The 22883-nt window shown below is 41.0% G+C and carries 22 protein-coding genes and 1 pseudogene; 19 read left to right on the top strand and 4 right to left on the bottom strand.

What is annotated here, in order from left to right; translation table 11 throughout:
* Nucleotides 1-684 precede the first annotated feature (684 nt).
* From ADI58_RS01665 to ADI58_RS01655, 3 genes are all read left to right on the top strand, one after another.
* Nucleotides 685-2196, top strand: a complete 1512-nt coding sequence (locus ADI58_RS01665; protein ID WP_049521206.1) for an ATP-binding cassette domain-containing protein — start codon at nt 685-687, stop codon at nt 2194-2196.
* A 344-nt stretch (nt 2197-2540) separates the two neighbouring features.
* Nucleotides 2541-2864, top strand: coding sequence for a potassium channel family protein (locus ADI58_RS01660; RefSeq protein ID WP_001253404.1), 324 nt, complete (start codon nt 2541-2543; stop codon nt 2862-2864).
* Nucleotides 2861-3910, top strand: coding sequence for a DUF389 domain-containing protein (locus ADI58_RS01655; protein WP_049521205.1), 1050 nt, complete (start codon nt 2861-2863; stop codon nt 3908-3910). The genes ADI58_RS01660 and ADI58_RS01655 overlap by 4 nt, the downstream gene beginning before the upstream one ends.
* Nucleotides 3911-4064: 154 nt before the next feature.
* On the opposite strand, the gene thrS is transcribed toward ADI58_RS01655, so the two are convergent.
* Both thrS and ADI58_RS01645 read right to left on the bottom strand, forming a co-directional pair.
* Nucleotides 4065-6008, bottom strand: coding sequence for a threonine--tRNA ligase (gene thrS / locus ADI58_RS01650; protein WP_000608345.1), 1944 nt, complete (start codon nt 6006-6008; stop codon nt 4065-4067).
* Nucleotides 6009-6330: 322 nt separating this feature from the next.
* Nucleotides 6331-6704: pseudogene (locus tag ADI58_RS01645) on the bottom strand (hypothetical protein).
* 202 nt (nt 6705-6906) lie between these two features.
* Between ADI58_RS01645 and rpsO the strand changes: the two are divergent.
* The 6 genes from rpsO to ADI58_RS01615 all read left to right on the top strand — a co-directional run bounded on the left by rpsO (nt 6907) and on the right by ADI58_RS01615 (nt 12168).
* Nucleotides 6907-7176, top strand: coding sequence for a 30S ribosomal protein S15 (gene rpsO / locus ADI58_RS01640; protein WP_001018251.1), 270 nt, complete (start codon nt 6907-6909; stop codon nt 7174-7176).
* Nucleotides 7177-7815: 639 nt separating this feature from the next.
* Entirely contained in the window at nt 7816-8427 is a 612-nt protein-coding gene (locus tag ADI58_RS01635) for a CadD family cadmium resistance transporter (protein ID WP_049521203.1), read from the top strand.
* Between the two features lie 234 nt (nt 8428-8661).
* Entirely contained in the window at nt 8662-9708 is a 1047-nt protein-coding gene (locus ADI58_RS01630) for a FecCD family ABC transporter permease (protein ID WP_049521202.1), read from the top strand.
* 1 nt (nt 9709) lies between these two features.
* Nucleotides 9710-10465 (top strand): ABC transporter ATP-binding protein, encoded by a 756-nt coding sequence (locus tag ADI58_RS01625; protein ID WP_049521201.1) that lies wholly within the window; start codon nt 9710-9712, stop codon nt 10463-10465.
* Between the two features lie 19 nt (nt 10466-10484).
* The gene (locus ADI58_RS01620) at nt 10485-11495 is read left to right on the top strand and encodes an ABC transporter substrate-binding protein (protein WP_049521200.1); all 1011 of its coding nucleotides are present in this window, start codon (nt 10485-10487) and stop codon (nt 11493-11495) included.
* A complete protein-coding gene (locus ADI58_RS01615) occupies nt 11476-12168 on the top strand; it encodes an alpha/beta hydrolase-fold protein (RefSeq protein WP_049521199.1) in 693 nt (230 codons plus the stop codon). Before ADI58_RS01620 ends, ADI58_RS01615 begins: the two co-directional genes overlap by 20 nt.
* A 42-nt stretch (nt 12169-12210) precedes the next feature.
* Here the strand turns inward: ADI58_RS01615 and ADI58_RS01610 are convergent, their stop codons facing one another.
* The gene (locus tag ADI58_RS01610; RefSeq protein ID WP_049521198.1) at nt 12211-12960 is read right to left on the bottom strand and encodes a lysophospholipid acyltransferase family protein; all 750 of its coding nucleotides are present in this window, start codon (nt 12958-12960) and stop codon (nt 12211-12213) included.
* 133 nt (nt 12961-13093) lie between these two features.
* Here ADI58_RS01610 and ADI58_RS01605 point away from each other — a divergent pair, with 133 nt between their 5' ends.
* From ADI58_RS01605 to ADI58_RS01580, 6 genes are all read left to right on the top strand, one after another.
* A complete protein-coding gene (locus ADI58_RS01605) occupies nt 13094-15430 on the top strand; it encodes a cation-translocating P-type ATPase (protein WP_049521219.1) in 2337 nt (778 codons plus the stop codon).
* A gap of 101 nt (nt 15431-15531) precedes the next feature.
* Nucleotides 15532-16209 carry a tRNA (adenine(22)-N(1))-methyltransferase gene (locus ADI58_RS01600; RefSeq protein ID WP_049521197.1) on the top strand — a complete coding sequence of 226 codons (678 nt, stop codon included), beginning with the start codon at nt 15532-15534 and terminating at the stop codon, nt 16207-16209.
* Nucleotides 16196-16993 (top strand): Nif3-like dinuclear metal center hexameric protein, encoded by a 798-nt coding sequence (locus ADI58_RS01595; RefSeq protein ID WP_033676667.1) that lies wholly within the window; start codon nt 16196-16198, stop codon nt 16991-16993. The genes ADI58_RS01600 and ADI58_RS01595 overlap by 14 nt, the downstream gene beginning before the upstream one ends.
* A gap of 16 nt (nt 16994-17009) precedes the next feature.
* Entirely contained in the window at nt 17010-18113 is a 1104-nt protein-coding gene (locus ADI58_RS01590; protein WP_049521196.1) for an NAD(P)/FAD-dependent oxidoreductase, read from the top strand.
* Between the two features lie 100 nt (nt 18114-18213).
* Nucleotides 18214-19233 (top strand): UDP-glucose 4-epimerase GalE, encoded by a 1020-nt coding sequence (galE, locus tag ADI58_RS01585; RefSeq protein ID WP_049521195.1) that lies wholly within the window; start codon nt 18214-18216, stop codon nt 19231-19233.
* Between the two features lies 1 nt (nt 19234).
* Nucleotides 19235-20200 (top strand): glycosyltransferase family 2 protein, encoded by a 966-nt coding sequence (locus ADI58_RS01580; protein ID WP_049521218.1) that lies wholly within the window; start codon nt 19235-19237, stop codon nt 20198-20200.
* A 50-nt stretch (nt 20201-20250) separates the two neighbouring features.
* Here the strand turns inward: ADI58_RS01580 and ADI58_RS10520 are convergent, their stop codons facing one another.
* Nucleotides 20251-20457: a ferredoxin gene (locus ADI58_RS10520; protein ID WP_161800929.1), complete on the bottom strand. Its 207-nt coding sequence runs from the start codon at nt 20455-20457 to the stop codon at nt 20251-20253.
* A 45-nt stretch (nt 20458-20502) separates the two neighbouring features.
* On the opposite strand from ADI58_RS10520, the gene ADI58_RS01570 reads away from it, so the two are divergent.
* From ADI58_RS01570 to ADI58_RS01555, 4 genes are all read left to right on the top strand, one after another.
* On the top strand, nt 20503-20973 hold the full coding sequence (locus ADI58_RS01570; RefSeq protein WP_033676676.1) for an SAG1386/EF1546 family surface-associated protein: 471 nt from the start codon (nt 20503-20505) through the stop codon (nt 20971-20973).
* 8 nt (nt 20974-20981) lie between these two features.
* Complete coding sequence (gene cmk / locus ADI58_RS01565; protein ID WP_049521194.1) at nt 20982-21653, top strand: (d)CMP kinase; 672 nt, start codon at nt 20982-20984, stop codon at nt 21651-21653.
* A gap of 131 nt (nt 21654-21784) precedes the next feature.
* A complete protein-coding gene (locus ADI58_RS01560; protein WP_001061584.1) occupies nt 21785-22123 on the top strand; it encodes a zinc ribbon domain-containing protein YjdM in 339 nt (112 codons plus the stop codon).
* A 2-nt stretch (nt 22124-22125) separates the two neighbouring features.
* Entirely contained in the window at nt 22126-22755 is a 630-nt protein-coding gene (locus tag ADI58_RS01555) for a Pr6Pr family membrane protein (protein WP_049521193.1), read from the top strand.
* Nucleotides 22756-22883: the final 128 nt, after the last annotated feature.

The following is a 22883-nucleotide window of genomic DNA, read 5'->3' as shown; positions in this document are numbered from 1 at the left end:
GGTTCAAAGTGAAGTTTTGTATGCTTTATACTTTTGTTGAGTATAAAATCTATAAACTAAGGGTGAATTACAAAAATTAATTTGAGATGAAGTGAATTGTAGACTTGGGAAATGTCTCCTATTCGATTTCAGAATGAATCGTTGATACAGGATTAAAAGAACTGTAGCTTTCTTTTTATTTTGAATGAGATAGGTGTATATAGATTTGTGTAACTGGTGTAGAACTGTTTCCAAGAATTTATTGAATGTATCGAATACACACATTCTATTGATTTTGAACCAGTTTTTAATTTCTAAATGTTATGATAGTTTTATCAAGTAAAAGGAGACTGCCATGATTGGAGACAATATAAAATTCTTACGAAAATCACATAATCTGATATAACCAGAATTTTCACGGATTGTGGGTGTGTCACGAAATAGCCTAAATCGTTAGAAAAACTGAAAAAGCTTACTTTCAATAGAAGTATTGGAAATATTCATTTTACATCTATCAAAGAAACATGGGATAGACCTATATTTTACAAAATAGCAAATTATATTTTGAATGATAGTAAAAACGGCAGTACTTGTGTGATTTACAATTATTGCACTCAATGTCCGAGTATCGCACTATCTGAAATAGGGAATAGTAGAGATTGTTCTGCGATATGTAAAAAAACGCATTAGCAAGGAGTATCGTATATGCTACCATATCTTAAAACTATTAGATGGTATCTCTTCTTTAATTTTCTTTTTGGTGTAGTATCGAATATCTGCACAGCTTTGTTACCGTATTTCACGCAGGCATTAATCAAAGGGGATTATCAAGTAGCTCTATATGGTTACTCTATGTCAGTGGCAGGTTATTTGAGTTGTAACTATATCCAAATGATACTTGATTGGAAGCAGGGGATTATCTTTTCGACTACTTTGAAAAATGAGTGGTTTCGTTCACTTTTGGGACTCAGTCACCACGATTTCAAGCAGAAAACAGTAGCAGAGTATATTTCCTATCAATCTAATGACCTAGATTCGTTGGAAAAGGATTACCTTCCTCCATTGATGAGTTTTATCAAACAAATTTTACGTATCATCATTTACGCTTTCATTATTAGCAGAACAATTAATCCTATTGTATCACTGATTTTAATCTTTTCCACTGGAATTAGTATTCAAATTCCTAAAATCGTTGGGAAGTTGACCGCTAATCGTAGACAGGTTTACTTGAAAAAACAAGGAGATTACTATCGAACTTTGGAGGATTTGCTCATGGGACATCATTTGGTAAATAAACTAACTATGTCGCATTTTTTGAATCAACAAAAGAGTTCTCTAAAGAAGTTGCAGGATAAGTATTTTAAGTATGGTTTGACAAAAATTACAGGCATCTTATTGACAGGTGTTTCTTTTGAATTCATTAGTCTTGTTCTGTTTATTTATTTAGCCTACTCTCTATCTCACCAGCAACTCGGTATTCCTGAGGTGGTGGCGAGTTTCGGATATATTAATGCTTTTTCTGAACCAATACAGGAAATCCTTTATGATTTACAAATGTTAGAGTCCGTAAAGCCTGTAATCAAGAGTTTTCAAAACATTGTTGGGAGACCCGTTTCAGTTCAAGCACCTCAACATTCTTTTGATACGATTACTTTGAAAAACATTTCCAAACAACTGGGAGAATCAAAATTGATAATTACTTCCGCTACGATTCAAAAAGGGGATAAAATTGCGCTTATTGGTAAGAATGGGTCTGGAAAAAGTAGTCTTCTCAACATTTTAAATGGAACAGATGAAGATTTTGAAGGACAAATTGTGCTAGATGGGCTTGTTTTGGACCATCTTTGGGGAAGATTCGGTATGATTCTGCAACAAGAACATACATTTATTTCGAGTTATGAAAATAATGTAACGCTATTCAATAGTTTCAATGAAAAATTCAGAGAAGAAGATTTTGAAAAAATTCCACCACAATCCCTGTCAGGTGGTCAGCAACAACGAATGTATTTAAATCGTGAGAAAAATCGTAAAAATCCATTGCTTATCCTAGACGAACCTTTCTCTGCCTTGGATACTAATCAGTTTAAAATGGAATTGGAAAGAGTTCTGGAACTACCAAGTGCCGTCATTGTTACTTTACATCGCCAAAACGAATTATTAAGTAAGTTTGACCAAGTTTGGGAAATTAAGAATGGAGAACTTGTAATTTTGAAATAGCTAAATTATAAAGAATAAAACGCATAGTATCAAGGTTCTTCTGATATCGTTTTTCTTCTTCGGATAAGGATACAAAAATTTCTTCCTTTCTCTATCTTTTAAATTAATTGATTTCTTCAGAGAAAGACTGTAAAATTTTTGATATAATGTTAAGAAGGGACTGATTCAAGACAGTCATATCTGGTCTTTCTTCCAGTCATTTTTCAAACAATATCAGTTGATAATCAGCTTAAATCAGATCTATCAGTTTGTCTATCTTTCTCTGATGGAGATCATGTCCTATCTTCACTTTGATTATTGGAAAAAACGGCTCGGTCAGGAGCTAGTATGAATAAGGAGAACAAATGAGACGTTTAAAAATGTTATGGCATATTATACAGGTTACGGGTTTTACTCGGTTTGCTCTGAGTTTTGTGACCTTTGTTTTTGGGTCAGGAGGCGTGCTTTTCCTAGTTGAACCTGCTATCACAAATTACGGAGACGGTCTTTGGTATGCTTTTGTGACTTCGACGACTGTCGGCTACGGGGATCTCCTAGCTGTGACCTTGATTGGAAGGATTACCAGTGTCTTCTTGACGATTTATGGGCTCATATTTTTTGGCTGTTTATCAGCTGTTATTATTAATTATTATACCGATTTAAATAAGGAAAGAGGAGAGGACAAATGACTGCCAATTATTCAACACGGGAATACCGTGAGAAATTATACGATGACCTTCATGTTCGATTGAGAGATACAGCGATTTTGATGTGTGCAATTTTTATTGCCTCTATCGGTCTAAATATGAATTCAACAGCTGTTATTATTGGAGCCATGTTAATTTCACCTCTCATGACACCGATTGTTGGACTGGGATTCGGTTTAGCTATTTTTGATACGCGTTTAATCAAGCAATCTCTAGAGGTTTTATTTACTCAAGTATTGGTTAGCTTGCTTGTCTCGGCTCTGTATTTCTGGATTTCTCCCTTATCTTATGAAAGTAGCGAATTGATTGCACGAACCTCTCCAACCATTTGGGATGTTCTCATTGCTATTGCTGGTGGGATAGCAGGCGTAATTGGTTCAAGGAAAAAAGAAGCAAACAATATCGTGCCAGGAGTAGCCATTGCAACAGCTCTGATGCCACCTATCTGTACTGCGGGCTATGGTTTAGCTAATGGAAATGTACGATTTTTATTTGGAGCTCTCTATCTTTTCTTGATTAACTGTGTCTTTATCATGCTAACAAACATTGTTGGAACAAGAATTTTGATGAGAAAATCTCCCTTAAGTTCATTTAAAGAGCTAAACATTAAAATGAGAATTGGCTTGATATCCTTGATTGTATTATTGATTCTTCCAGCTAGTTATTCAGCAGTCACTCTGACGATAGATCAAGCGCGAAAAGAAGGAATCAAACAGTTTGTAGGAAAAGAGTTCGCCAATCACACGGTTATTAATCAAGTCTACAAGTCAAGGAACAATGAATTGGTCTTGACGGTTGTTGGAGATCCGATTTCAGAAGAAGAATTAGAAACGCTCCACCAAAAACAAGCCTCTTACGGTATTCAATCTGTTCAATTGAAAGTCAATCAAGTTCATAATTCGACAAAACTAGACAGTGATTCGACCAAGGAATTTTATGAAACCATTAACAAGTATATCGATCAAAAACTCTCTGAAAAGGATTCACAAAAAGATCTAGTAAAAGAAAATGAAGCAGATAAGGATTGAGGATATTGACCTTATCTAACTCATGAAAGCAAATCTTGTGTGGTGGTTTGGTCAATCACTACTAGCTCAGGTCAAATAAAATATAAAAAAGCAACAGCTGAAATAGTTGTTGCTTTTTCTGGCTCTGAAAAATGTTTCTCAGACTGTGATTGTTTTATTTCTCAACGCGTGATTTGTTGGCGATATCAGCTAGGATAGCTTGAACAAAATCATCTACTGAGACAGTTTGTGTTTCTTTTTGGCCGTAGCGACGAACGTTGACTGTTCCGTCTTCCATTTCCTTGTCCCCAACGATCAATTGGTAAGGAATCTTGCTTGTTTGTGAAGCACGGATCTTGAACTGCATTTTTTCATTGCGCTCATCGACATCAGCACGGACACCACGGTCACGGAGCTTCTTAGCTACTTCCCAAGCGTAGTCCACGTGTTTCTCGTTAGATACTGGGATGAGGGTCACTTGGTGTGGTGCAAGCCATGTTGGAAAGGCACCTTTGTAGTTCTCAATCAAGATAGCTGTGAAGCGTTCCATAGTAGAGATTACACCACGGTGAATCATAACTGGACGGTGCTCTTCGCCATCAGCTCCGATGTATTTAAGGTCGAAGCGTTCTGGAAGCAAGAAGTCAAGTTGGATAGTTGAAAGGGTTTCTTCTTTTCCAAGGGCTGTCTTAACTTGAATATCCAATTTTGGTCCGTAGAAGGCTGCTTCACCTTCAGCTTCAAAGTAGTCCACACCCATTTCATCAAGAGCTGCACGAAGCATAGTTTGGGCATTTTCCCACATCTCATCGTTGTCAAAGTACTTATGAGTATCTTGAGGGTCACGAAGAGAGAGGCGGAAGCGGTATTCAGTCAAGTTGAAATCTTCATAAACATCGATAATCAACTGAAGGGCACGTTGGAATTCTTCTTGGATTTGTTCTGGAGTCACAAAGAGGTGACCGTCGTTGAGAGACATTTCACGTACACGTTGAAGACCAGTGAGGGCACCAGATTTTTCATAACGGTGCATCATACCGATTTCGGCGATACGGATTGGCAATTCACGGTAAGAGTGAACATGGTGTTTGAAGACTTGGATGTGGTGTGGGCAGTTCATTGGACGAAGGACAAATTCTTCCCCGTCACCCATGTCCATAGTTGGGAACATGTCTTCTTGGTAATGATCCCAGTGACCAGAAGTCTTGTAAAGTTCAACAGAAGCAAGTGGTGGAGTGTAGACGTGTTGGTAGCCAGAAGCCAACTCCTTGTCGACAATGTAGCGTTCCAATTCACGACGAATAGTCGCACCATTTGGCAACCAGAATGGAAGTCCTTGACCAACTTCTTGAGAAATCATGAAGAGGTCAAGCTCTTTACCAAGTTTACGGTGGTCACGTTCCTTAGCTTCTTCACGCATTTGAAGATAGTTTTTCAAGTCTTTCTTGTCAAACCAAGCTGTACCGTAGATACGTTGCATCATGGCATTGTCGCTATTTCCACGCCAGTAAGCACCTGCTACATGGAGAAGGTGGAAGATTTGGATACGGCCTGTTGATGGGACGTGAGGTCCACGGCAAAGGTCTACGTATTCACCCTGACGATAGATAGTCAAACCACCTTCGTCTTCAGAGTGTTCTTCAATCAATTCCAACTTGTAAGGGTCGTTCTTGAAGATTTCACGTGCCTCGTCTTTAGTAACTTCTTCACGTATTGATGGGAAGTTTTCTTTGACAATTTTTTGCATTTCTTCTTCGATACGAGGAAGGTCTTCGTTAGAGATTTGACCAGCTGTGTTGTCAGTATCGTAGTAGAAACCATCTTCGATGGCTGGACCAACTCCCAAGTGAATGTCTGGGAACAGACGACGAGCTGCTTGGGCGAACAAGTGAGCGGCTGAGTGACGCAAGATTGGAAGGGCATCTTCGTGATCAGGTGTCACGATTTCGATGCTTCCATCTTCAGTGATAGCACGAGTAGTGTCGATGAGTTTGCCGTTGAATTTACCAGCCAAGGCTTTTTTAGCTAGGGAATTGCTGATAGATTGGGCAATTTCAAAAGTTGTAACGCCAGATTCGAATTCACGAACAGCGCCATCTGGGAAAGTAATGTTAATCATGATGTTCTCCTTACTTATATTATTGACGAATGTGTTAACCCTATTCTGAAAACAGGGACAGAGGATTGTGAAAGCTAGAAAAACAAAAAGCGACATCCTCGAAAGGACGTCGCAACGTGGTTCCACCTTCATTTATGTTCCTCAAAAAAGAGGGACACCTCTGATTGGCTCTAACGTGGCCACCGTTTTATGTTTGCATAAAAGTCAGTAGAGTAGTATCAGTATAGTCTTTCTATGCGTTCTCAGCAACCACGCACTCTCTAGTAGAAAGGGACTAAGTGACTTGTCTCTATGGATTATTATAGCATGATTGTGAGATTTTTCAAGGATTTTGTGAAAGTTTTTTGTTTTTCATTTTTGTAGAATATGCTTGATGCCAATACCGGAAGCCATGCCCACCAGAGCCAAGGTTTCATAGATTAGCAAGTAAATTAGTATAAACTCACCAAAGGTTATGATAGTAAAGCAAAAGAGCAGTCCGTTACCAATTAACCACCAAAGTGAGAAACGGAAACGGTAGCTATAGAGTAGCGATATAATCAAGATTATCAGAGGTGTAAAGAAGAGAAGATTGTTTATATAGAGTTCCTTGAGTGTAAGGGGGTCAGAAACAACTAGCAAGAACAACTCATAAAGTGGCCAATAAAAGAAAAATATGACCAGATAGTAGGGGAGATGGGAATAGAATCTACGCATGATAATCACCTCGTTTAAAAACAGATCACTTAGATTTCTTGCTATGATTATTATAGCATGTTTAAAACAAGAAAGTAAATCTGTTGACAAAGATGTTAGTTATTGGTAGAATAGGGATTGTCGTAAAGACAAATAACTTCTTCTTGGTTACAGGCATGCCAACCTGTCACTCGGATGAAGCCAAATAAAAAGGAGAAACATCATGGCAATCTCAAAAGAGAAAAAAAATGAAATCATTGCACAATATGCACGTCACGAAGGTGATACAGGTTCAGTAGAGGTTCAAGTTGCTGTCCTTACTTGGGAAATCAACCACCTTAACGAACACATCAAACAACACAAAAAAGACCACGCTACTTACCGTGGATTGATGAAGAAAATCGGTCGCCGTCGTAACTTGCTTGCATACTTGCGTAAAAACGACGTTAACCGTTACCGTGAGTTAATCAACTCTCTTGGACTTCGTCGTTAATCTGCTTTATTTTCCACTTACATTGCGTTGTCACCTTACCTCGATATACTCAAGTATAATCTTCGGTTACGGTTCCTAGCACTGTAAGGTAAAATAAACCAGATCTTCTCCCTTCGGGGAGATTTTTTTTGTTTCACTAAAATTTTGTACAATCTTCGCCTCGTCGCCTAATCTATAAACGTTTTATCCAGTAGGAATCATGATGCTAAGGGCGTAAGAAATCCGTATGAAAATAGGGAAAGGACACCGTGTTCGATGAACACAAGGAGTTTCATCTTTTTCACTAGGATTTTAGCCCGGGCTCAAATCAGGTCTCTGACTTCAGAGGGCTTTTTTATTGAGGTTTTATCGGTCACAATTTTGGAGACTACAAAAACCTCAAATGGTATCAGCTAATTACACCATGAAGGTGCGCAGCTACTCGGAGAGCCCACACTTTACGAAGTAAAGTAAAGTATGTTATACTTTACATGGAAGTAGTCACTGAATTCCAGTTAGAAATTACTTTGTAACTACATTTTGAGGAGGAGTAAAATGCTTTCCTACGTTCGACATTACCCACTAGCGATAGCTAAATTAATGTGTCTGTGCTTCCCTAAAATCTGCTGATTTATTACTGACTAATACAGGAGTTTTTTTATGGTACAGACAATCATATCTGCTATTGGTGTTTATATTTCTACCAGTATCGATTATTTAATTATTTTAATTATTTTATTTGCACAGCTATCACAGAATAAACAAAAATGGCATATTTATGCGGGGCAATATCTAGGCACAGGTTTACTTGTAGGGGCGAGTTTAGTTGCTGCTTATGTCGTTAATTTCGTGCCTGAAGAATGGATGGTTGGATTACTTGGTTTAATCCCTATCTATTTAGGGATTCGCTTTGCAATTGTTGGAGAAGGTGAGGAAGAAGAGGAAGAAATTATTGAAAGATTAGAACAAAGCAAGGCAAATCAACTGTTTTGGACAGTTACATTGCTGACAATTGCGTCTGGCGGAGATAATTTAGGTATCTATATACCTTATTTTGCTTCGTTAGAATGGTCACAGACCCTCGTGGCCTTGCTTGTGTTTGTAATCGGCATAATTATCTTATGCGAGATTAGTCGGGTGTTATCCTCTATTCCGTTAATATTCGAGACAATTGAAAAATACGAGCGAATCATTGTGCCCTTAGTATTCATTCTACTTGGACTATACATCATGTATGAAAATGGCACGATAGAGACTTTTCTGACCGTGTAGATTTTTTTGTTTCACTAGGATTTTAGCCCGAGCTCAAATCAGCTCTCTGATTTTCAGAGGGCTTTTTATGTTGTCACTTTACCTCGATATACTCAAATATAATCTTCGGTTACGATTATTAGCACTGTAAGACCAACTATATTTATTTTTCTCATCTTGTTCCATTGTTGAAAATATGGTATACTTTTCATGAGAATTTTCTAAATTTTTAAGATTCTATCAAAGGAGGTTTGCATGCTTTCCAAATTTTCTGGAAGCCGACAAGACCAGCAATTTGTGTTACTTTTAGTTATTTTGCTAGGTATTTTAGGGATTTCTCTCTTTCTAGCAATTTCAATGGGATCTGTTGCGATTGATCTAGGAGATACCTATCGGATTATTTTGAGCAGGTTAGGATTTCCTCTTGAGATAGGAGAGGTTTCCAAGTCTACTCTTGCCATTGTATGGAACATGAGATTCCCTCGAGTATTGTTAGGTCTGATAGTAGGAGCAGGCCTTTCTATGTGTGGTAGTGTGATGCAGTCCACGGTAAACAATCCCATCGCTGAGCCCTATGTCTTAGGAATATCTGCGGGTGCAACTTTAGGGGCAACCTTGAGCATCATTCTTGGTTTAAAAGTGATGATTAGCCTTGGAGCTTTTATTGGAGCTATTTTGGCAACAATTGCTGTCCTCATCATTGCCTCTATGCAGGGAAGGATGACGACTTCCAGTCTGATCTTATCAGGAACGGTGGTCAATGCTCTCTTTCTGGCTTTTTCAAACTTTATTATCTCAGTCGGAGCTAATGCGGATAGTGTGATGACCATTAAGTTTTGGACCATGGGCTCGCTCGCTGGGACTTCCTGGGCAGACTTGGTCCTGCCAACTATAGTAGTAGGAATAGACTTTCTATTTTTCTCTACTCAGTATCGTGTTTTCAATGCGATGATGATGGGAGATGAGGCTGCTTTAACTTTGGGGATTCCCTTACGCTTTTATTGGTATCTTTATGTGACCATGGTGGCTGTGCTAACTGCAGTCTTAGTGGCAACCTGTGGGATTATTGGATTTGTCGGTCTGATTACTCCACATTTAGCTCGAGGGTTAGTAGGAACGAATTACAAGAGGCTTTTTCCTGTTGCAACCTTGCTGGGTGCCCTCTTTGTCATTTGGGCAGACGTACTCTCCCGTATCATCATTCCAAACGCAGAGCTTCCAATTGGTATTTTCACAGCCTTAGTAGGTGCTCCCTTCTTTATCTACATTGTTGGAGGTAGGCGAAGGGAGGTGAGGGTCTGATATGGACTTGATTTGTCAGGATATCCATTTTGGACTAGGAGAGAAAAAAATACTCAAAGGAGTCTCTCTTAAGGTTGAAGGGCATCAATTTCACACGATATTAGGGCCAAATGGAAGTGGAAAAACCAGCCTACTTAAACTCCTCTATCGTCAGGAAAAGGCGGACAAAGGCTTGATAAGCCTAGATGGAAAGCCACTGGAACATTGGTCACTCAAAGAAACAGCCAAGCAAATGGCAGTTGTCACTCAGTTTAATCAATTGCAGTTTGATTGTACAGTTGAGGAAATCGTCTTGCTGGGAAGAACTCCCCACCTCTCTTTTTTACAGAAGGAAAGGGAAAGAGATTTTACACTCGTTCAAGATGCCCTCGTTAAGGTGGATATGCTTGAGAAGCAAACTCGTCTCTATTCGTCCCTGTCAGGAGGAGAGAAACAGCGAGTTTTGTTAGCCCGCGCCTTGGCGCAAGAACCGACTCTCTTACTCCTAGACGAACCAACCAACCATCTGGATATCAAGTATCAGCTAGACTTGTTGGCCATTGTGAAGAATCTCAAGGTCAATGTTCTAGCTGTCCTGCATGATATTCAACTTGCTTGTCGCTATTCGGATTATCTCTATCTGATGAAAGAGGGAGAAATCCTTTACCAAGGGACTCCAAAGGAGACCATTACCCCTGAGTCATTGCAAACTGTATACGGAGTTCAAAGTCAGGTGACTTGGACCGAGGACCAGCAAGCTATGATTCACTATTTATAAGAATGAAAAGGAAAACAAGATGAAAAAAACACTCAGTATTTTACTCGTGACAGTAGCTACCTTAACTTTGGCAGCTTGTGGCAATACTACTACAGAAAAAGCTACCACACAATCTAGCACAGAAACAAGTCAAAAGGCTAAAGCAGAGACGACTTATCCGCTAACTATCAAAACTTATGATGCTAAGGGAAATGAAGTCGAACAAGTTTTTGACAAGGCACCTGAAAAAGTTATCACCAACAATCTTTCAACCACTGAAATCTTATTGGAGTTGGGGTTGAAGGATAAAATTGTTGGCATGCTCAATCCAGACAATGCTGTGACGGACAAATACAAGGACGCGATTGCGACTATTCCTCAAATTGGGGATAAAAAAACAGTCTCACAAGAGACAGTCCTTTCTTATGAGCCAGACGCTGTGATGGGGCGAAACATGATGTTTTCTGAAAAATCCTTGGGGACAGTTAGCACTTGGAATGAAAACAAAATCCCAGTTTATACGCAAAAAGCTTCTCTCTCAACAATTCAGCAAGATTTGGGGAATATCGTAGAAGATGTTAAAAATCTTGGAATGATTTTTAATGTTCAGGATAAGGCTAATGAATACGCAACCCAATTACAAACTAAAATTGACGCTGTTAAGAAAGCAAATCCAGCAAGTCAAGGTGAAAAGAAAAAGGCTTTGATTATGGTTGCTTATAATGATGAAACCTTCGGTGCCTACAAGTCTGCTTTGCAAGAAAGTTTGCTGAACCAACTTGGTTATACCAACGTTGCTACGGGGACATCAGGCTTGACCTTGGAAAACCTCGTGTCAATGGATCCTGAATTGATTATCTATGTAACCAGCGATCGTAATAAAAAATTGGATGAAAAAGCAGTAGAGTTGATGAAGGCAAATGCTGTTTTGGAAAGCGTTCCTGCTATTAAGAATCAAAAAATCATGACCATCTCTTACGATGAATTGATGGACTATGGTCCAGCAGTGATTGATTCCCTTGAGAAAATCAATGACTTTATCAATAAATAATGAGTTTGATTGGGAAGGAATCCAAGTCAAGGTCAGCCTGCCTTCGACCTATGACCCCAATCAAACCTATCCAGCGATTCTCTTGAATGATGGAAATTTGGATTTCCTATCATCTTTGTCCAATTCTGTGATTTTAGTGGGCTTGACCTCTAAAAATCGCCTAGACGACTACACGCCCTGGGCGACATCGGCTCTGAGAGATGGAGCTCCAGATTTTGGCGGTCAGGCAAAGGTCTATCATGATCATTTATTTGGAGGTCTTTTAGATAAGTTGCAGTCACTTTATCGCCTGGACAAAAATCGGCTTGGTTATGGAGGTTATTCACTAGGTGGTTTGGCGGCAGTCTATAGTCTTTTCAACTTTGACAAGGTTTCCTGTGTCTTTTCAATCTGCGGTTCCTTTTGGTATCCTGATTTTGTGACTTACTGTAGGGAAGAAAAGGTGAAAAATTTGGATTGTTTGCTGTATTTACAGAATGGGAAAACAGAAGGAGCCCATCATAGCAATCGCTTGGCTCAAGCACCTGCCTATGCTGAACAGATCCATACCAGTCTTCAGAAACACTATCCGACTGGCCAGTTTGTCTTTGATTCCTATGGGCATCATGAGCAAGTGGCTGAACGATTCCTAGCTTTTTCCAGCTGGTTGGCCCAAAAATGGAAAATCAAGTAAAAGAATTATCCCTTGGCTTTTGCCAAGGGATTGTTATATTTTTTAACCAAGAGCCTCTCTCTTCTTATCTGGATTCCAGACGAAGCTTGCGATAAAGCTAAAGATGATGGTTAAGATAGCAAGGATAATGGCAAGGATGAGGGCAGGGATGCGGATAAACCACCAGAGTGGGTTCGGTTTTTTATCGTTGTGCCATTGTTTCGTTTCGTCGTCCAGACGTTGAAATTCTGCTTGGATACGATTGGCGACTGTTTCAATACCTTCATCATTCATTTTCTTGATATCTGAAATATCGATTGGATTTCCAAAGTTCATATCGACACGCTCACGGCTAACCAAGCCCTTCAAAGTCATAGGACCTGTGTAGGTAACCGGCATGATTCGGACCTTGGCCATCTTGGCAATCAGGGCTACGCCACCTTTAACATCGTTTGAGTGACGGCTTCCACTTGGAAACATGATGAGAGAGCGGTCACTTTTTTTAAGAACATTGATAGGGTATTTGATGGCAGAAGCACTAGGATTTTCACGGTCGATAGGAAAAGCACCACACATACGAATCCACCAGCCAAAGATACGGTTGGTAAAGAGCTCTTTTTTGGCCATAAAGATGAACTGTTTTGGCTTGGTCGCAAAGGCCATATAAACAGGATCCCACCAGGTGCGGTGAGGGGCAACCAGAATATAATTTTCATCTTGATTAGGAATTTTATCAGTATTATGATAGTGGGCATTGCCATTGATAGACCATAGGAGTAAGACAACCAATCCACGTAAATAAGTATAAAACATGCGATCTCCTTCGATTGTTTTCTTGTTAATATTATACCTTATCAAAGGAGGGCTGGCAAACTTTTTCCCTTGACTAGGTCCATATTTGGGATGAGATTAGAATTCTTTTAGAAAAAATGATATGATAGAATTTATGGATAAAAATAAGATTATGGGGTTAACCCAAAGAGAAGTCAAGGAAAGACAGGCTAAGGGCTTGGTCAATGATTTTACCGCTTCGGCCAGCACCAGCACTTGGCAAATCGTTAAACGAAATGTCTTTACCCTTTTTAACGCTTTAAACTTTGTCATTGCTTTGGCGCTAGCCTTTGTGCAGGCCTGGAGCAATCTGGTCTTCTTCGCTGTTATCTGCTTTAACGCTTTTTCTGGAATTGTGACTGAGCTGCGGGCTAAACACATGGTGGACAAGCTCAATCTCATGACCAAGGAAAAGGTCAAAACCATTCGTGATGGTCAAGAAGTAGCTCTGAATCCTGAAGAATTGGTGCTAGGAGATGTCATTCGTTTGTCTGCTGGAGAACAGATTCCTAGTGATGCCTTGGTTCTAGAAGGCTTTGCGGAAGTCAATGAAGCCATGTTGACGGGGGAGAGTGATTTGGTGCAAAAGGAAGTTGATGCCTTGCTTTTGTCAGGAAGCTTCCTAGCCAGTGGGGCAGTTTTAGCTCAAGTTCACCATGTTGGGGCTGATAACTATGCTGCCAAACTCATGCTGGAAGCCAAGACCGTTAAACCTATCAACTCTCGTATAATGAAATCGCTGGATAAGTTAGCAGGTTTTACTGGGAAGATTATCATTCCTTTTGGTCTGGCTCTCTTGCTAGAAGCCTTGCTTTTAAAAGGCTTGCCTCTTAAGTCGTCTGTTGTAAATTCATCGACAGCCCTACTGGGAATGTTGCCTAAGGGAATTGCCCTTTTGACCATTACTTCGCTCTTGACTGCAGTTATCAAGCTAGGTTTGAAAAAGGTTTTGGTGCAGGAGATGTACTCTGTTGAGACCTTGGCGCGCGTGGATATGCTCTGTTTGGATAAGACGGGCACCATCACCCAAGGAAAGATGCAGGTGGAGGCTGTTCTTCCGCTGACGGCAACTTATGGTGAAGAGGCTATTGCCAGCATCCTGACCAGCTACATAGCCCATAGTGAGGATAAAAATCCAACTGCCCAAGCTATTCGCCAGCGATTCCAAGGCCAAGTAGCCTATCCTATGCTCTCTAATCTTCCCTTCTCCAGCGACCGCAAGTGGGGAGCCATGGAGTTAGAAGGTTTGGGAACAGTTTTCTTAGGTGCACCTGAGATGTTGCTGGACTCTGAAGTCCCAGAAGCCAGAGAGGCCTTGGAGAGAGGTTCACGTGTCTTGGTCTTAGCTCTCAGTCAGGAGAAATTAGACCATCACAAACCACAAAAACCATCTGATATTCAGGCTCTAGCCTTGCTGGAAATTTTGGATCCCATTCGAGAAGGAGCAGCAGAGACGCTGGACTATCTCCGTTCTCAGGAAGTGGGCCTCAAGATTATCTCTGGTGACAATCCAGTTACGGTATCCAGCATTGCCCAGAAGGCTGGTTTTGTGGACTATGATAGTTATGTAGATTGCTCGAAAATTACGGATGAGGAATTGGTTGCTATGGCGGAGGAGACTGCTATTTTCGGACGTGTTTCCCCTCATCACAAGAAACTCATCATCCAAACGCTGAAAAAAGCAGGTCATACAACGGCTATGACAGGGGACGGGGTCAATGATATTCTAGCCCTTCGTGAGGCGGATTGTTCTATCGTAATGGCGGAGGGAGATCCTGCGACTCGTCAGATTGCCAATCTGGTTCTCTTGAACTCTGACTTTAATGATGTTCCTGAGATTCTCTTTGAAGGTCGTCGCGTGGTCAATAACATTGCCCACATCGCCCCGATTTTCTTGATTAAGACCATCTATTCCTTCTTGCTCGCAGTTATCTGTATCGCCAGTGCTTTACTAGGTCGGTCTGAGTGGATCTTGATTTTCCCCTTCATTCCAATCCAGATTACCATGATTGACCAGTTCGTGGAAGGTTTCCCACCATTCGTTCTGACTTTTGAGCGAAATATCAAACCTGTCGAGCCAAACTTCCTCAGAATATCCATGCTTCGTGCCCTACCAAGCGCTCTCATGGTCGTCTTCAGCGTCCTGTTTGTGAAAATATTTGGAAGTAGTCAAGGTTGGTCTGAGTTAGAAATCTCAACTCTACTCTATTATCTATTGGGGTCAATTGGTTTCTTGTCCGTATTTAGAGCCTGCATGCCATTTACCCTCTGGCGTGTCCTCTTGATTGTTTGGTCAGTAGGAGGCTTCCTAGCCACAGCTCTCTTCCCAAGAATTCAAAAACTGCTTGAAATTTCAACCTTAACAGGACAAACATTACCTGTTTATGGTGTCATGATGTTGGTTTTTACCGTGATTTTCATCCTGACTAGTCGCTATCAAGCTAGAAAATAAAGAAAGACTGCAATCTGTGGATTGCGGTTTTTTTAGGTGCAAGATTGGTAGCTGAAATGTGGTATAATAAGAGGTAATAGAGTTTTGGAAAGAGAGAGAAGATGATTTCAAAGAGATTAGAATTGGTGGCTTCCTTTGTGCCACAGGGAGCCATTTTGCTAGATGTGGGAAGTGACCATGCTTATCTGCCTATCGAGTTGGTCGAAAGAGGCCAAATCAAAAGTGCCATTGCAGGTGAGGTGGTGGAAGGCCCCTACCAGTCCGCGGTTAAAAATGTTGAAAGTCACGGGTTAAAGGAGAAAATTCAAGTCCGTTTAGCCAATGGCTTGGCAGCCTTTGAAGAGGCAGACCAAGTGTCTGTCATTACCATTGCAGGTATGGGCGGCCGTTTGATTGCTAGAATTTTAGAAGAAGGCTTGGGTAAGTTAGCGAATGTAGAGCGTTTAATCCTCCAACCCAATAATCGTGAAGACGATTTGCGTATCTGGTTACAAGACAATGGTTTTCAGATTGTAGCAGAAAGCATCCTAGAAGAAGCTGGCAAGTTTTATGAAATTCTAGTTGTGGGAACGGGACAAATGAAGCTATCAGCCAGTGATGTTCGCTTTGGTCCCTTCTTGTCCAAAGAGCTCAGTCCGTTTTTTGTACAAAAATGGCAAAAAGAAGCTGAGAAGCTAGAGTTTGCCCTCGGACAAATTCCAGAAAAAAATCTGGAGGAACGTCAAGTTCTAGTAGATAAAATTCAAGCCATCAAGGAGGTTCTCCATGCTAGCAAGTGAAGTAATTAACGTGTATGAAGCCTTTTGCCCTCAGGAATTTTCCATGGAGGGAGACAGTCGTGGTCTGCAAATTGGCACTTTGGACAAGGAAATCCAAAGGGTCATGGTGGCTCTCGATATTCGTGAAGAAACGGTGGCTGAAGCCATTGAAAAGGGTGTAGACTTGATTATTGTCAAGCACGCGCCAATTTTCCGCCCCATCAAGGACTTGGTATCTAGTCGTCCACAAAATCAGATTTACATCGACCTCATCAAGCATGACATCGCAGTTTATGTCAGCCATACCAATATTGATATCGTTGAAAATGGTCTCAATGACTGGTTCTGTCAGATGCTAGGCATTGAGGAGACGACTTATCTACAGGAGACAGGTCCTGAACGTGGAATTGGACGTATTGGGAATGTTCAGCCTCAGAATTTTGGGGATTTCGCCCAACATGTCAAGCAAGTCTTTGGATTAGATAGTCTTCGATTGGTGCATTATCAAGAGAGTGATTTGCAGAAGTCTATTTCAAGAGTGGCCATCTGTGGTGGTAGCGGGCAGTCTTTCTATAAGGATGCTTTAGCTAAGGGAGCTGATGTCTATATCACTGGTGACATTTACTACCACACTGCCCAGGATATGCTGTCTGATGGCTTGCTAGCATTGGACCCAGGTCACTATATTGAAGTGCTGTTTGTGGAAAAAATCGCAGCACTCCTTAATCAATGGAAAGAGGAAAAAGGCTGGGAACTAGAGATTTTACCTAGTCAAGCATCGACCAATCCTTTCCACCATATCTAGTTAGAAAGTGAAAACAATGAAAAAAGTTGCCATTATCGGAGCAGGGATTGTAGGTGCAACAGCTGCCTACTACCTCTCGCAAGAAAGTGACCTAGAGGTGACCGTCTTTGACCATGGACAAGGTCAGGCTACCAAGGCCGCAGCAGGAATTATCAGCCCTTGGTTTTCCAAACGCCGTAATAAGGCCTGGTACAAGATGGCGCGCTTGGGGGCTGACTTTTATGTGGATTTATTAGCTGATTTAGAGAAGTCAGGGCAAGAAATCGACTTTTACCAGCGTTCGGGAGTCTTTCTCCTGAAAAAGGATGAAACTAAGTTGGAAGAACTTTATCAACTAGCCCACCAGCGCAGAGAAGAATCTCCCTTGATAGGGCAATTAGCCATTCTGGACCAAGCATCAGCTAACGAATTATTTCCTGGCTTGCAGGGATTTGACCGCTTGCTCTATGCTTCTGGTGGGGCGAGAGTAGATGGCCAACTCTTAGTGACTCGTTTGCTGGAAGCCAGTCACGTCAAGCTGGTCAAAGAAAAAGTAACTCTGACACCTTTAGCATCAGGTTACCAGATTGACGAAGAGGTGTTTGATCAGGTTATTCTGGCGACGGGAGCTTGGTTGGGACACCTGTTAGAGCCTTTAGGTTATGAAGTAGATGTTCGTCCCCAAAAGGGGCAACTCCGAGATTATCAGCTTGCCCAAGACATGGAAGCTTACCCTGTTGTTATGCCCGAAGGGGAGTGGGATTTGATTCCTTTTGCAGGTGGGAAATTGTCCTTAGGCGCTACTCATGAAAATGACATGGGATTTGATTTGACGGTAGATGAAACCTTGCTCAAACAAATGGAGGAGGCAGCCCTGCCTTGCTATCCTAGTTTAGTAGAAGCTACCAGAGCTGGTGAGCGTGTGGGAATCCGTGCCTATACCAGTGATTTCTCACCTTTCTTTGGGCAGGTGCCAGAATTGGCAGGTGTCTATGCAGCCAGTGGACTAGGTTCATCAGGTCTCACAACGGGTCCTATCATTGGTTACCACCTAGCACAACTGGTACAAAGCAGGGAAATGACCTTAGACCCAGCAAACTACCCAATTGAAAACTATGTCAAACGACTAAAAAGCGAATAAGAATTTTACTGAAATTTTAGCTTCCCCTCTAGGATGGTAAATGACATTCCCTATCAAAAATGGTAAAATAAGAAAAAAATCCGAGAATCGAGGAAAGAAGATGCAAGAAAAGATTTTGGTAACGGGTGGGGCAGGTTTTATTGGAACCCACACTGTTATTGAGTTAATACAAGCAGGTCATCAGGTTGTTGTGGTGGATAACCTTGTTAATAGTAACCGTAAAAGTTTAGAAGTTGTTGAGAGAATTACAGGAGTTGAAATTCCTTTTTATGAGGCTGACATCCGTGATACAGATACCCTCAGAGACATTTTCAAACAAGAAGAACCAACAGGTGTCATTCACTTTGCTGGCTTGAAGGCTGTTGGAGAATCTACCCGTATTCCTCTTGCCTATTATGACAACAATATCGCAGGAACTGTTAGCCTTCTAAAAGCCATGGAAGAAAACAACTGTAAAAATATCATTTTCAGTTCTTCTGCGACAGTTTACGGGGATCCTCAGACAGTGCCCATCTTGGAAGATTTCCCACTTTCAGTGACCAACCCATACGGTCGTACCAAGCTTATGCTTGAGGAAATTTTGACCGATATCTATAAAGCAGACTCAGAATGGAATGTTGTCTTGCTTCGTTACTTTAACCCAATCGGAGCCCATGAGAGTGGTGATTTGGGAGAAAATCCAAATGGTATTCCAAACAATCTCTTGCCATATGTGACGCAAGTAGCCGTTGGGAAATTAGAGCAAGTGCAAGTGTTTGGAGACGATTACGATACGGAAGATGGAACTGGTGTTCGTGACTATATCCACGTTGTCGATTTGGCTAAAGGTCACGTTGCAGCTCTGAAAAAAATCCAAAAAGGCTCAGGTCTAAACGTGTATAACCTTGGAACAGGGAAAGGCTACTCAGTTCTTGAAATTATCCAAAACATGGAAAAAGCAGTGGGACGTCCAATTCCTTATCGCATTGTAGACCGTCGCCCAGGGGATATCGCAGCCTGCTATTCAGATCCTGCAAAAGCCAAAGCAGAACTGGGCTGGGAAGCAGAACTCGGTATCACCCAAATGTGTGAAGACGCATGGCGTTGGCAAAGTAAGCATCCAAATGGATTTGAAGACTAAGATGGTGATGTCAATCATTGTCCCCTGTTTAAACGAAGAGGAAGTACTTCCTCTTTTTTATCAGGCTTTGGAAGCTTTACTTCCAGATTTGGAAACAGAAATCGAGTATGTCTTTGTCGATGATGGATCAAGTGATGGGACTTTGGAACTCTTAAAGGCCTATCGGGAGCAAAATCCGGCAATTCATTATATTTCTTTCTCGCGAAATTTTGGCAAAGAAGCAGCCCTCTATGCAGGCTTGCAATATGCGACAGGAGACCTAGTGGTGGTGATGGATGCAGACCTTCAGGATCCTCCTGGTATGTTGCTTGAGATGAAAAACTTACTAGACCAAAATGCAGATTTAGACTGTGTAGGAACACGGAGAACTAGTCGGGCGGGAGAACCCTTCTTTCGCAGTTTTTGTGCTAATCTCTTTTACCGCCTTATGCAAAAAATTAGTCCAGTAGCCCTGCCGTCAGGTGTCCGTGATTTTCGCATGATGAGACGGTCTGTAGTCGATGCTATTTTAAGCTTGACCGAGTCCAATCGTTTTTCAAAGGGGCTCTTTGCCTGGGTGGGTTTTAAAACCCACTATTTGGACTATCCAAATGTCGAAAGGCAGGCTGGTAAGACCAGTTGGAGTTTTAGGCAACTCTTTTTCTACTCCATTGAAGGGATTGTTAATTTTTCAGATTTTCCCTTGATTATCGCCTTTGCGGCTGGTCTCCTATCTTGTTTCATTTCTCTGCTAATGACCTTTTTTGTAGTAGTTCGGACCCTTATTTTGGGCAATCCGACATCTGGTTGGACCTCTCTGATGGCTGTTATTCTCTTTCTTGGGGGAATCCAACTCTTGACCATTGGGATTCTCGGCAAGTACATCAGTAAGATTTATCTAGAGACTAAAAAAAGACCACTTTATCTTATCAAAGAAAAAAGCGACCTTCCTGATTTTACAGAAAAAAATAAAGTGAAAAGACTATAATTTTACATGGAAATGTGCTAAACTAGAGGGAGTGGATTATCGCCATTGATTTAGACTTCCTGGTTTCCAATCAGGGCGCGAGTTGGGCAATTTTTAACAGCCTCTAAGACATCCTGACTAGGAGAAATTTCTTTTTCCAGTTGGTCAGGGTCATCGTAAAAACGCACGATTCCATTATCGTGGTAATCAAATAAATCAGAATAAGTTTGGCAAAGCCCACAGGCGATACATCGTTCAGGTATAAGTGTGATTTTCATATTTATATTGTAATAAGAAAAGTAAAAAAAAACAAGGAGTAAGGTATGGCAAAAGAACCGTGGCAAGAAGATATTTATGAAAATCAAGAAGAAACAAGATCAGAACGTCGTAAGAGAACTCAAGGTAGAGATGTAGTAGCCAATCGTGTCTTGACGATCCTAGCCAGTATTTTCTTTGTAATTGTGGTGGTAATGATTATTGTTCTCATCTATCTATCATCGGGTGGGAGTAATCGCACAGCAGCCTTGAAAGATTTTCATGATTCTGATGCAAATGTAGTACAGATTTCATCTTCTAGTAGTTCCCATCCTGAACAGAGTTCAGAATCTTCTTCTGAACACTCGGAGGAAGCTACAGATCCAGAAGGGACGACAAAAGTCTTAGCTGGAGAAGGAGAAGCAGCCATTGCCGCTCGCGCTGGGATTTCGATTGCTCAGTTAGAAGCCTTAAATCCTAGTCATATGGCTACAGGGTCTTGGTTTGCTAATCCAGGTGATGTTGTCAAAATAAAATAGGAGTTGATATGAAAACAATTCAAATTGCTATTGACGGCCCTGCTTCAAGTGGTAAGAGTACGGTCGCAAAAATTATTGCCAAGGATTTTGGATATACCTACCTAGATACAGGTGCTATGTATCGTGCAGCGACCTACATGGCTCTCAAGAACCAATTAGGAGTTGAACAAGTCGAAGCACTTCTAGCCTTGTTGGACCAGCATCCAATCAGTTTTGGACGTTCAGAAACTGGAGAACAGCTTGTCTTTGTAGGGGATGTGGATATTACCCATCCTATCCGTGAAAATGAAGTGACCAATCATGTTTCAGCCATTGCAGCAATTCCTCAAGTGCGTGAGAAACTAGTTTCCCTCCAACAAGAGATTGCCCAGCAAGGTGGGATTGTCATGGATGGTCGTGATATTGGAACTGTTGTATTGCCACAAGCAGAATTGAAAATTTTCCTAGTAGCTTCAGTCGATGAGAGAGCAGAGCGCCGTTACAAGGAAAATATTGCCAAGGGAATTGAAACAGACCTTGAAACTCTAAAAGAGGAAATTGCTGCGCGTGACTACAAGGATAGTCATCGTGAGACTTCGCCTCTCAAACAAGCAGAGGATGCGGTTTACCTTGATACAACTGGTTTGAACATTCAAGAAGTAGTTGAAAAAATCAAAGCAGAAGCTGAAAAAAGAATGTAAATGTAGAGAAGCCGATAGATTGATATCGGTTTTTTTTCTAAATTTGTCAAAATGCTGATTTTAAGGTATAATAGTTGCTGTTCGAGAAATTTTGATTTTCAAAGAATAGTGAATGATTATAAGGAGAAACCATGAACAACCTACCAAATTGCCCAAAATGTAACTCAGAGTATGTCTACGAAGACGGTGCCCTACTGGTTTGCCCAGAGTGTGCTCATGAGTGGAATCCTGCTGAAGTTGCAGATGTAGAAGAGGGTCTTGTTGCTATCGATGCCAACGGAAATAAATTGGCTGACGGTGATACAGTAACTCTCATCAAGGACTTGAAGGTAAAAGGTGCGCCAAAAGATTTGAAACAAGGGACGCGCGTGAAAAATATCCGCATCGTAGAAGGCGACCACAATATCGACTGTAAAATTGATGGCTTTGGTGCCATGAAACTCAAATCAGAGTTTGTGAAGAAAATTTAAGTATGTCAAAACACTATAAACTTGTATTTTATAGCCGTATCTTCTTGTTTCTAGCGGCTTTTACGGGAGTTTATCTTGAAATCGCCAAGCATGGTGGATTTGGGATGCTACTCTATTATACGGTTCTGTCCAACCTTTTAGTCGCGATTTTTACGCTCTATCTCCTAAAGGTTATGAGCCGTTTAGGTGAAAACTGGCAAAGATTAAGTCTCTTGCGCTTAAAAGGTGGAGTCACTATGAGTATCATGATTACCTGTGTGATTTACCATTTCCTTTTAGCGCCCATTGCGACTAATTTCTATACTCTAGAAAATTTCCTTTGCCACTATATCGTTCCCCTCTGGTTTTTAGCGGATACCCTCTTTTTTGACAAACAGGGTCAATACAAAATCTGGGATCCAATTGTGTGGACGATTTTACCCTTGCTGTATATGATTTTTGCTCTTTTTAATGGTTTGGTATTGAAACTTGATGTTCCTAATTCTAAGGTCAGTCCCTTCCCTTACTTCTTTTTGAATGTGAACAAGGGTTGGGATGTCGTGTTCAAGTGGTGTCTGATTATCTTTGTTGCCTATATGGTAGCAGGATTTATCTTCTACTTTATTAAGCAAATCAAGAGAAAATCATCCTAATACTCTTCGAAAATCAAATTCAAACCACGTCAGTTTCGCCTTAGGGTATATATGTGACTGACTTCGTCAGTTTCATCTACAACCTCAAAGCAGTGCTTTGAGCAACCTGCGGCTAGCTTCCTAGTTTG

Origin of the sequence: Streptococcus mitis (assembly GCF_001074635.1) — a bacterium.
Taxonomy (GTDB): Bacteria; Bacillota; Bacilli; order Lactobacillales; family Streptococcaceae; genus Streptococcus; species Streptococcus mitis_E.
Note: the sequence above shows the minus strand (reverse complement) of the source record. Positions and strands in the feature narration are given on the sequence as shown.

What these genes read in the sequence shown, in the direction of transcription:
- ADI58_RS01595 (WP_033676667.1), top strand. Translation starts at nt 16,196, where the DNA reads ATGCTAGCAAGTGAAGTAATTAACGTGTATGAAGCCTTTTGCCCTCAG.
- ADI58_RS01620 (WP_049521200.1), top strand. Translation starts at nt 10,485, where the DNA reads ATGAAAAAAACACTCAGTATTTTACTCGTGACAGTAGCTACCTTAACT.
- cmk (WP_049521194.1), top strand. Translation starts at nt 20,982, where the DNA reads ATGAAAACAATTCAAATTGCTATTGACGGCCCTGCTTCAAGTGGTAAG.
- rpsO (WP_001018251.1), top strand. Translation starts at nt 6,907, where the DNA reads ATGGCAATCTCAAAAGAGAAAAAAAATGAAATCATTGCACAATATGCA.
- thrS (WP_000608345.1), bottom strand. Translation starts at nt 6,008, where the DNA reads ATGATTAACATTACTTTCCCAGATGGCGCTGTTCGTGAATTCGAATCT.
- ADI58_RS01615 (WP_049521199.1), top strand. Translation starts at nt 11,476, where the DNA reads ATGACTTTATCAATAAATAATGAGTTTGATTGGGAAGGAATCCAAGTC.
- ADI58_RS01635 (WP_049521203.1), top strand. Translation starts at nt 7,816, where the DNA reads ATGGTACAGACAATCATATCTGCTATTGGTGTTTATATTTCTACCAGT.
- ADI58_RS01560 (WP_001061584.1), top strand. Translation starts at nt 21,785, where the DNA reads ATGAACAACCTACCAAATTGCCCAAAATGTAACTCAGAGTATGTCTAC.
- ADI58_RS01580 (WP_049521218.1), top strand. Translation starts at nt 19,235, where the DNA reads ATGGTGATGTCAATCATTGTCCCCTGTTTAAACGAAGAGGAAGTACTT.
- ADI58_RS01630 (WP_049521202.1), top strand. Translation starts at nt 8,662, where the DNA reads ATGCTTTCCAAATTTTCTGGAAGCCGACAAGACCAGCAATTTGTGTTA.
- ADI58_RS01610 (WP_049521198.1), bottom strand. Translation starts at nt 12,960, where the DNA reads ATGTTTTATACTTATTTACGTGGATTGGTTGTCTTACTCCTATGGTCT.
- ADI58_RS01555 (WP_049521193.1), top strand. Translation starts at nt 22,126, where the DNA reads ATGTCAAAACACTATAAACTTGTATTTTATAGCCGTATCTTCTTGTTT.
- ADI58_RS01600 (WP_049521197.1), top strand. Translation starts at nt 15,532, where the DNA reads ATGATTTCAAAGAGATTAGAATTGGTGGCTTCCTTTGTGCCACAGGGA.
- ADI58_RS01665 (WP_049521206.1), top strand. Translation starts at nt 685, where the DNA reads ATGCTACCATATCTTAAAACTATTAGATGGTATCTCTTCTTTAATTTT.
- ADI58_RS01660 (WP_001253404.1), top strand. Translation starts at nt 2,541, where the DNA reads ATGAGACGTTTAAAAATGTTATGGCATATTATACAGGTTACGGGTTTT.
- ADI58_RS01625 (WP_049521201.1), top strand. Translation starts at nt 9,710, where the DNA reads ATGGACTTGATTTGTCAGGATATCCATTTTGGACTAGGAGAGAAAAAA.
- galE (WP_049521195.1), top strand. Translation starts at nt 18,214, where the DNA reads ATGCAAGAAAAGATTTTGGTAACGGGTGGGGCAGGTTTTATTGGAACC.
- ADI58_RS01590 (WP_049521196.1), top strand. Translation starts at nt 17,010, where the DNA reads ATGAAAAAAGTTGCCATTATCGGAGCAGGGATTGTAGGTGCAACAGCT.
- ADI58_RS01605 (WP_049521219.1), top strand. Translation starts at nt 13,094, where the DNA reads ATGGATAAAAATAAGATTATGGGGTTAACCCAAAGAGAAGTCAAGGAA.
- ADI58_RS01655 (WP_049521205.1), top strand. Translation starts at nt 2,861, where the DNA reads ATGACTGCCAATTATTCAACACGGGAATACCGTGAGAAATTATACGAT.
- ADI58_RS10520 (WP_161800929.1), bottom strand. Translation starts at nt 20,457, where the DNA reads ATGAAAATCACACTTATACCTGAACGATGTATCGCCTGTGGGCTTTGC.
- ADI58_RS01570 (WP_033676676.1), top strand. Translation starts at nt 20,503, where the DNA reads ATGGCAAAAGAACCGTGGCAAGAAGATATTTATGAAAATCAAGAAGAA.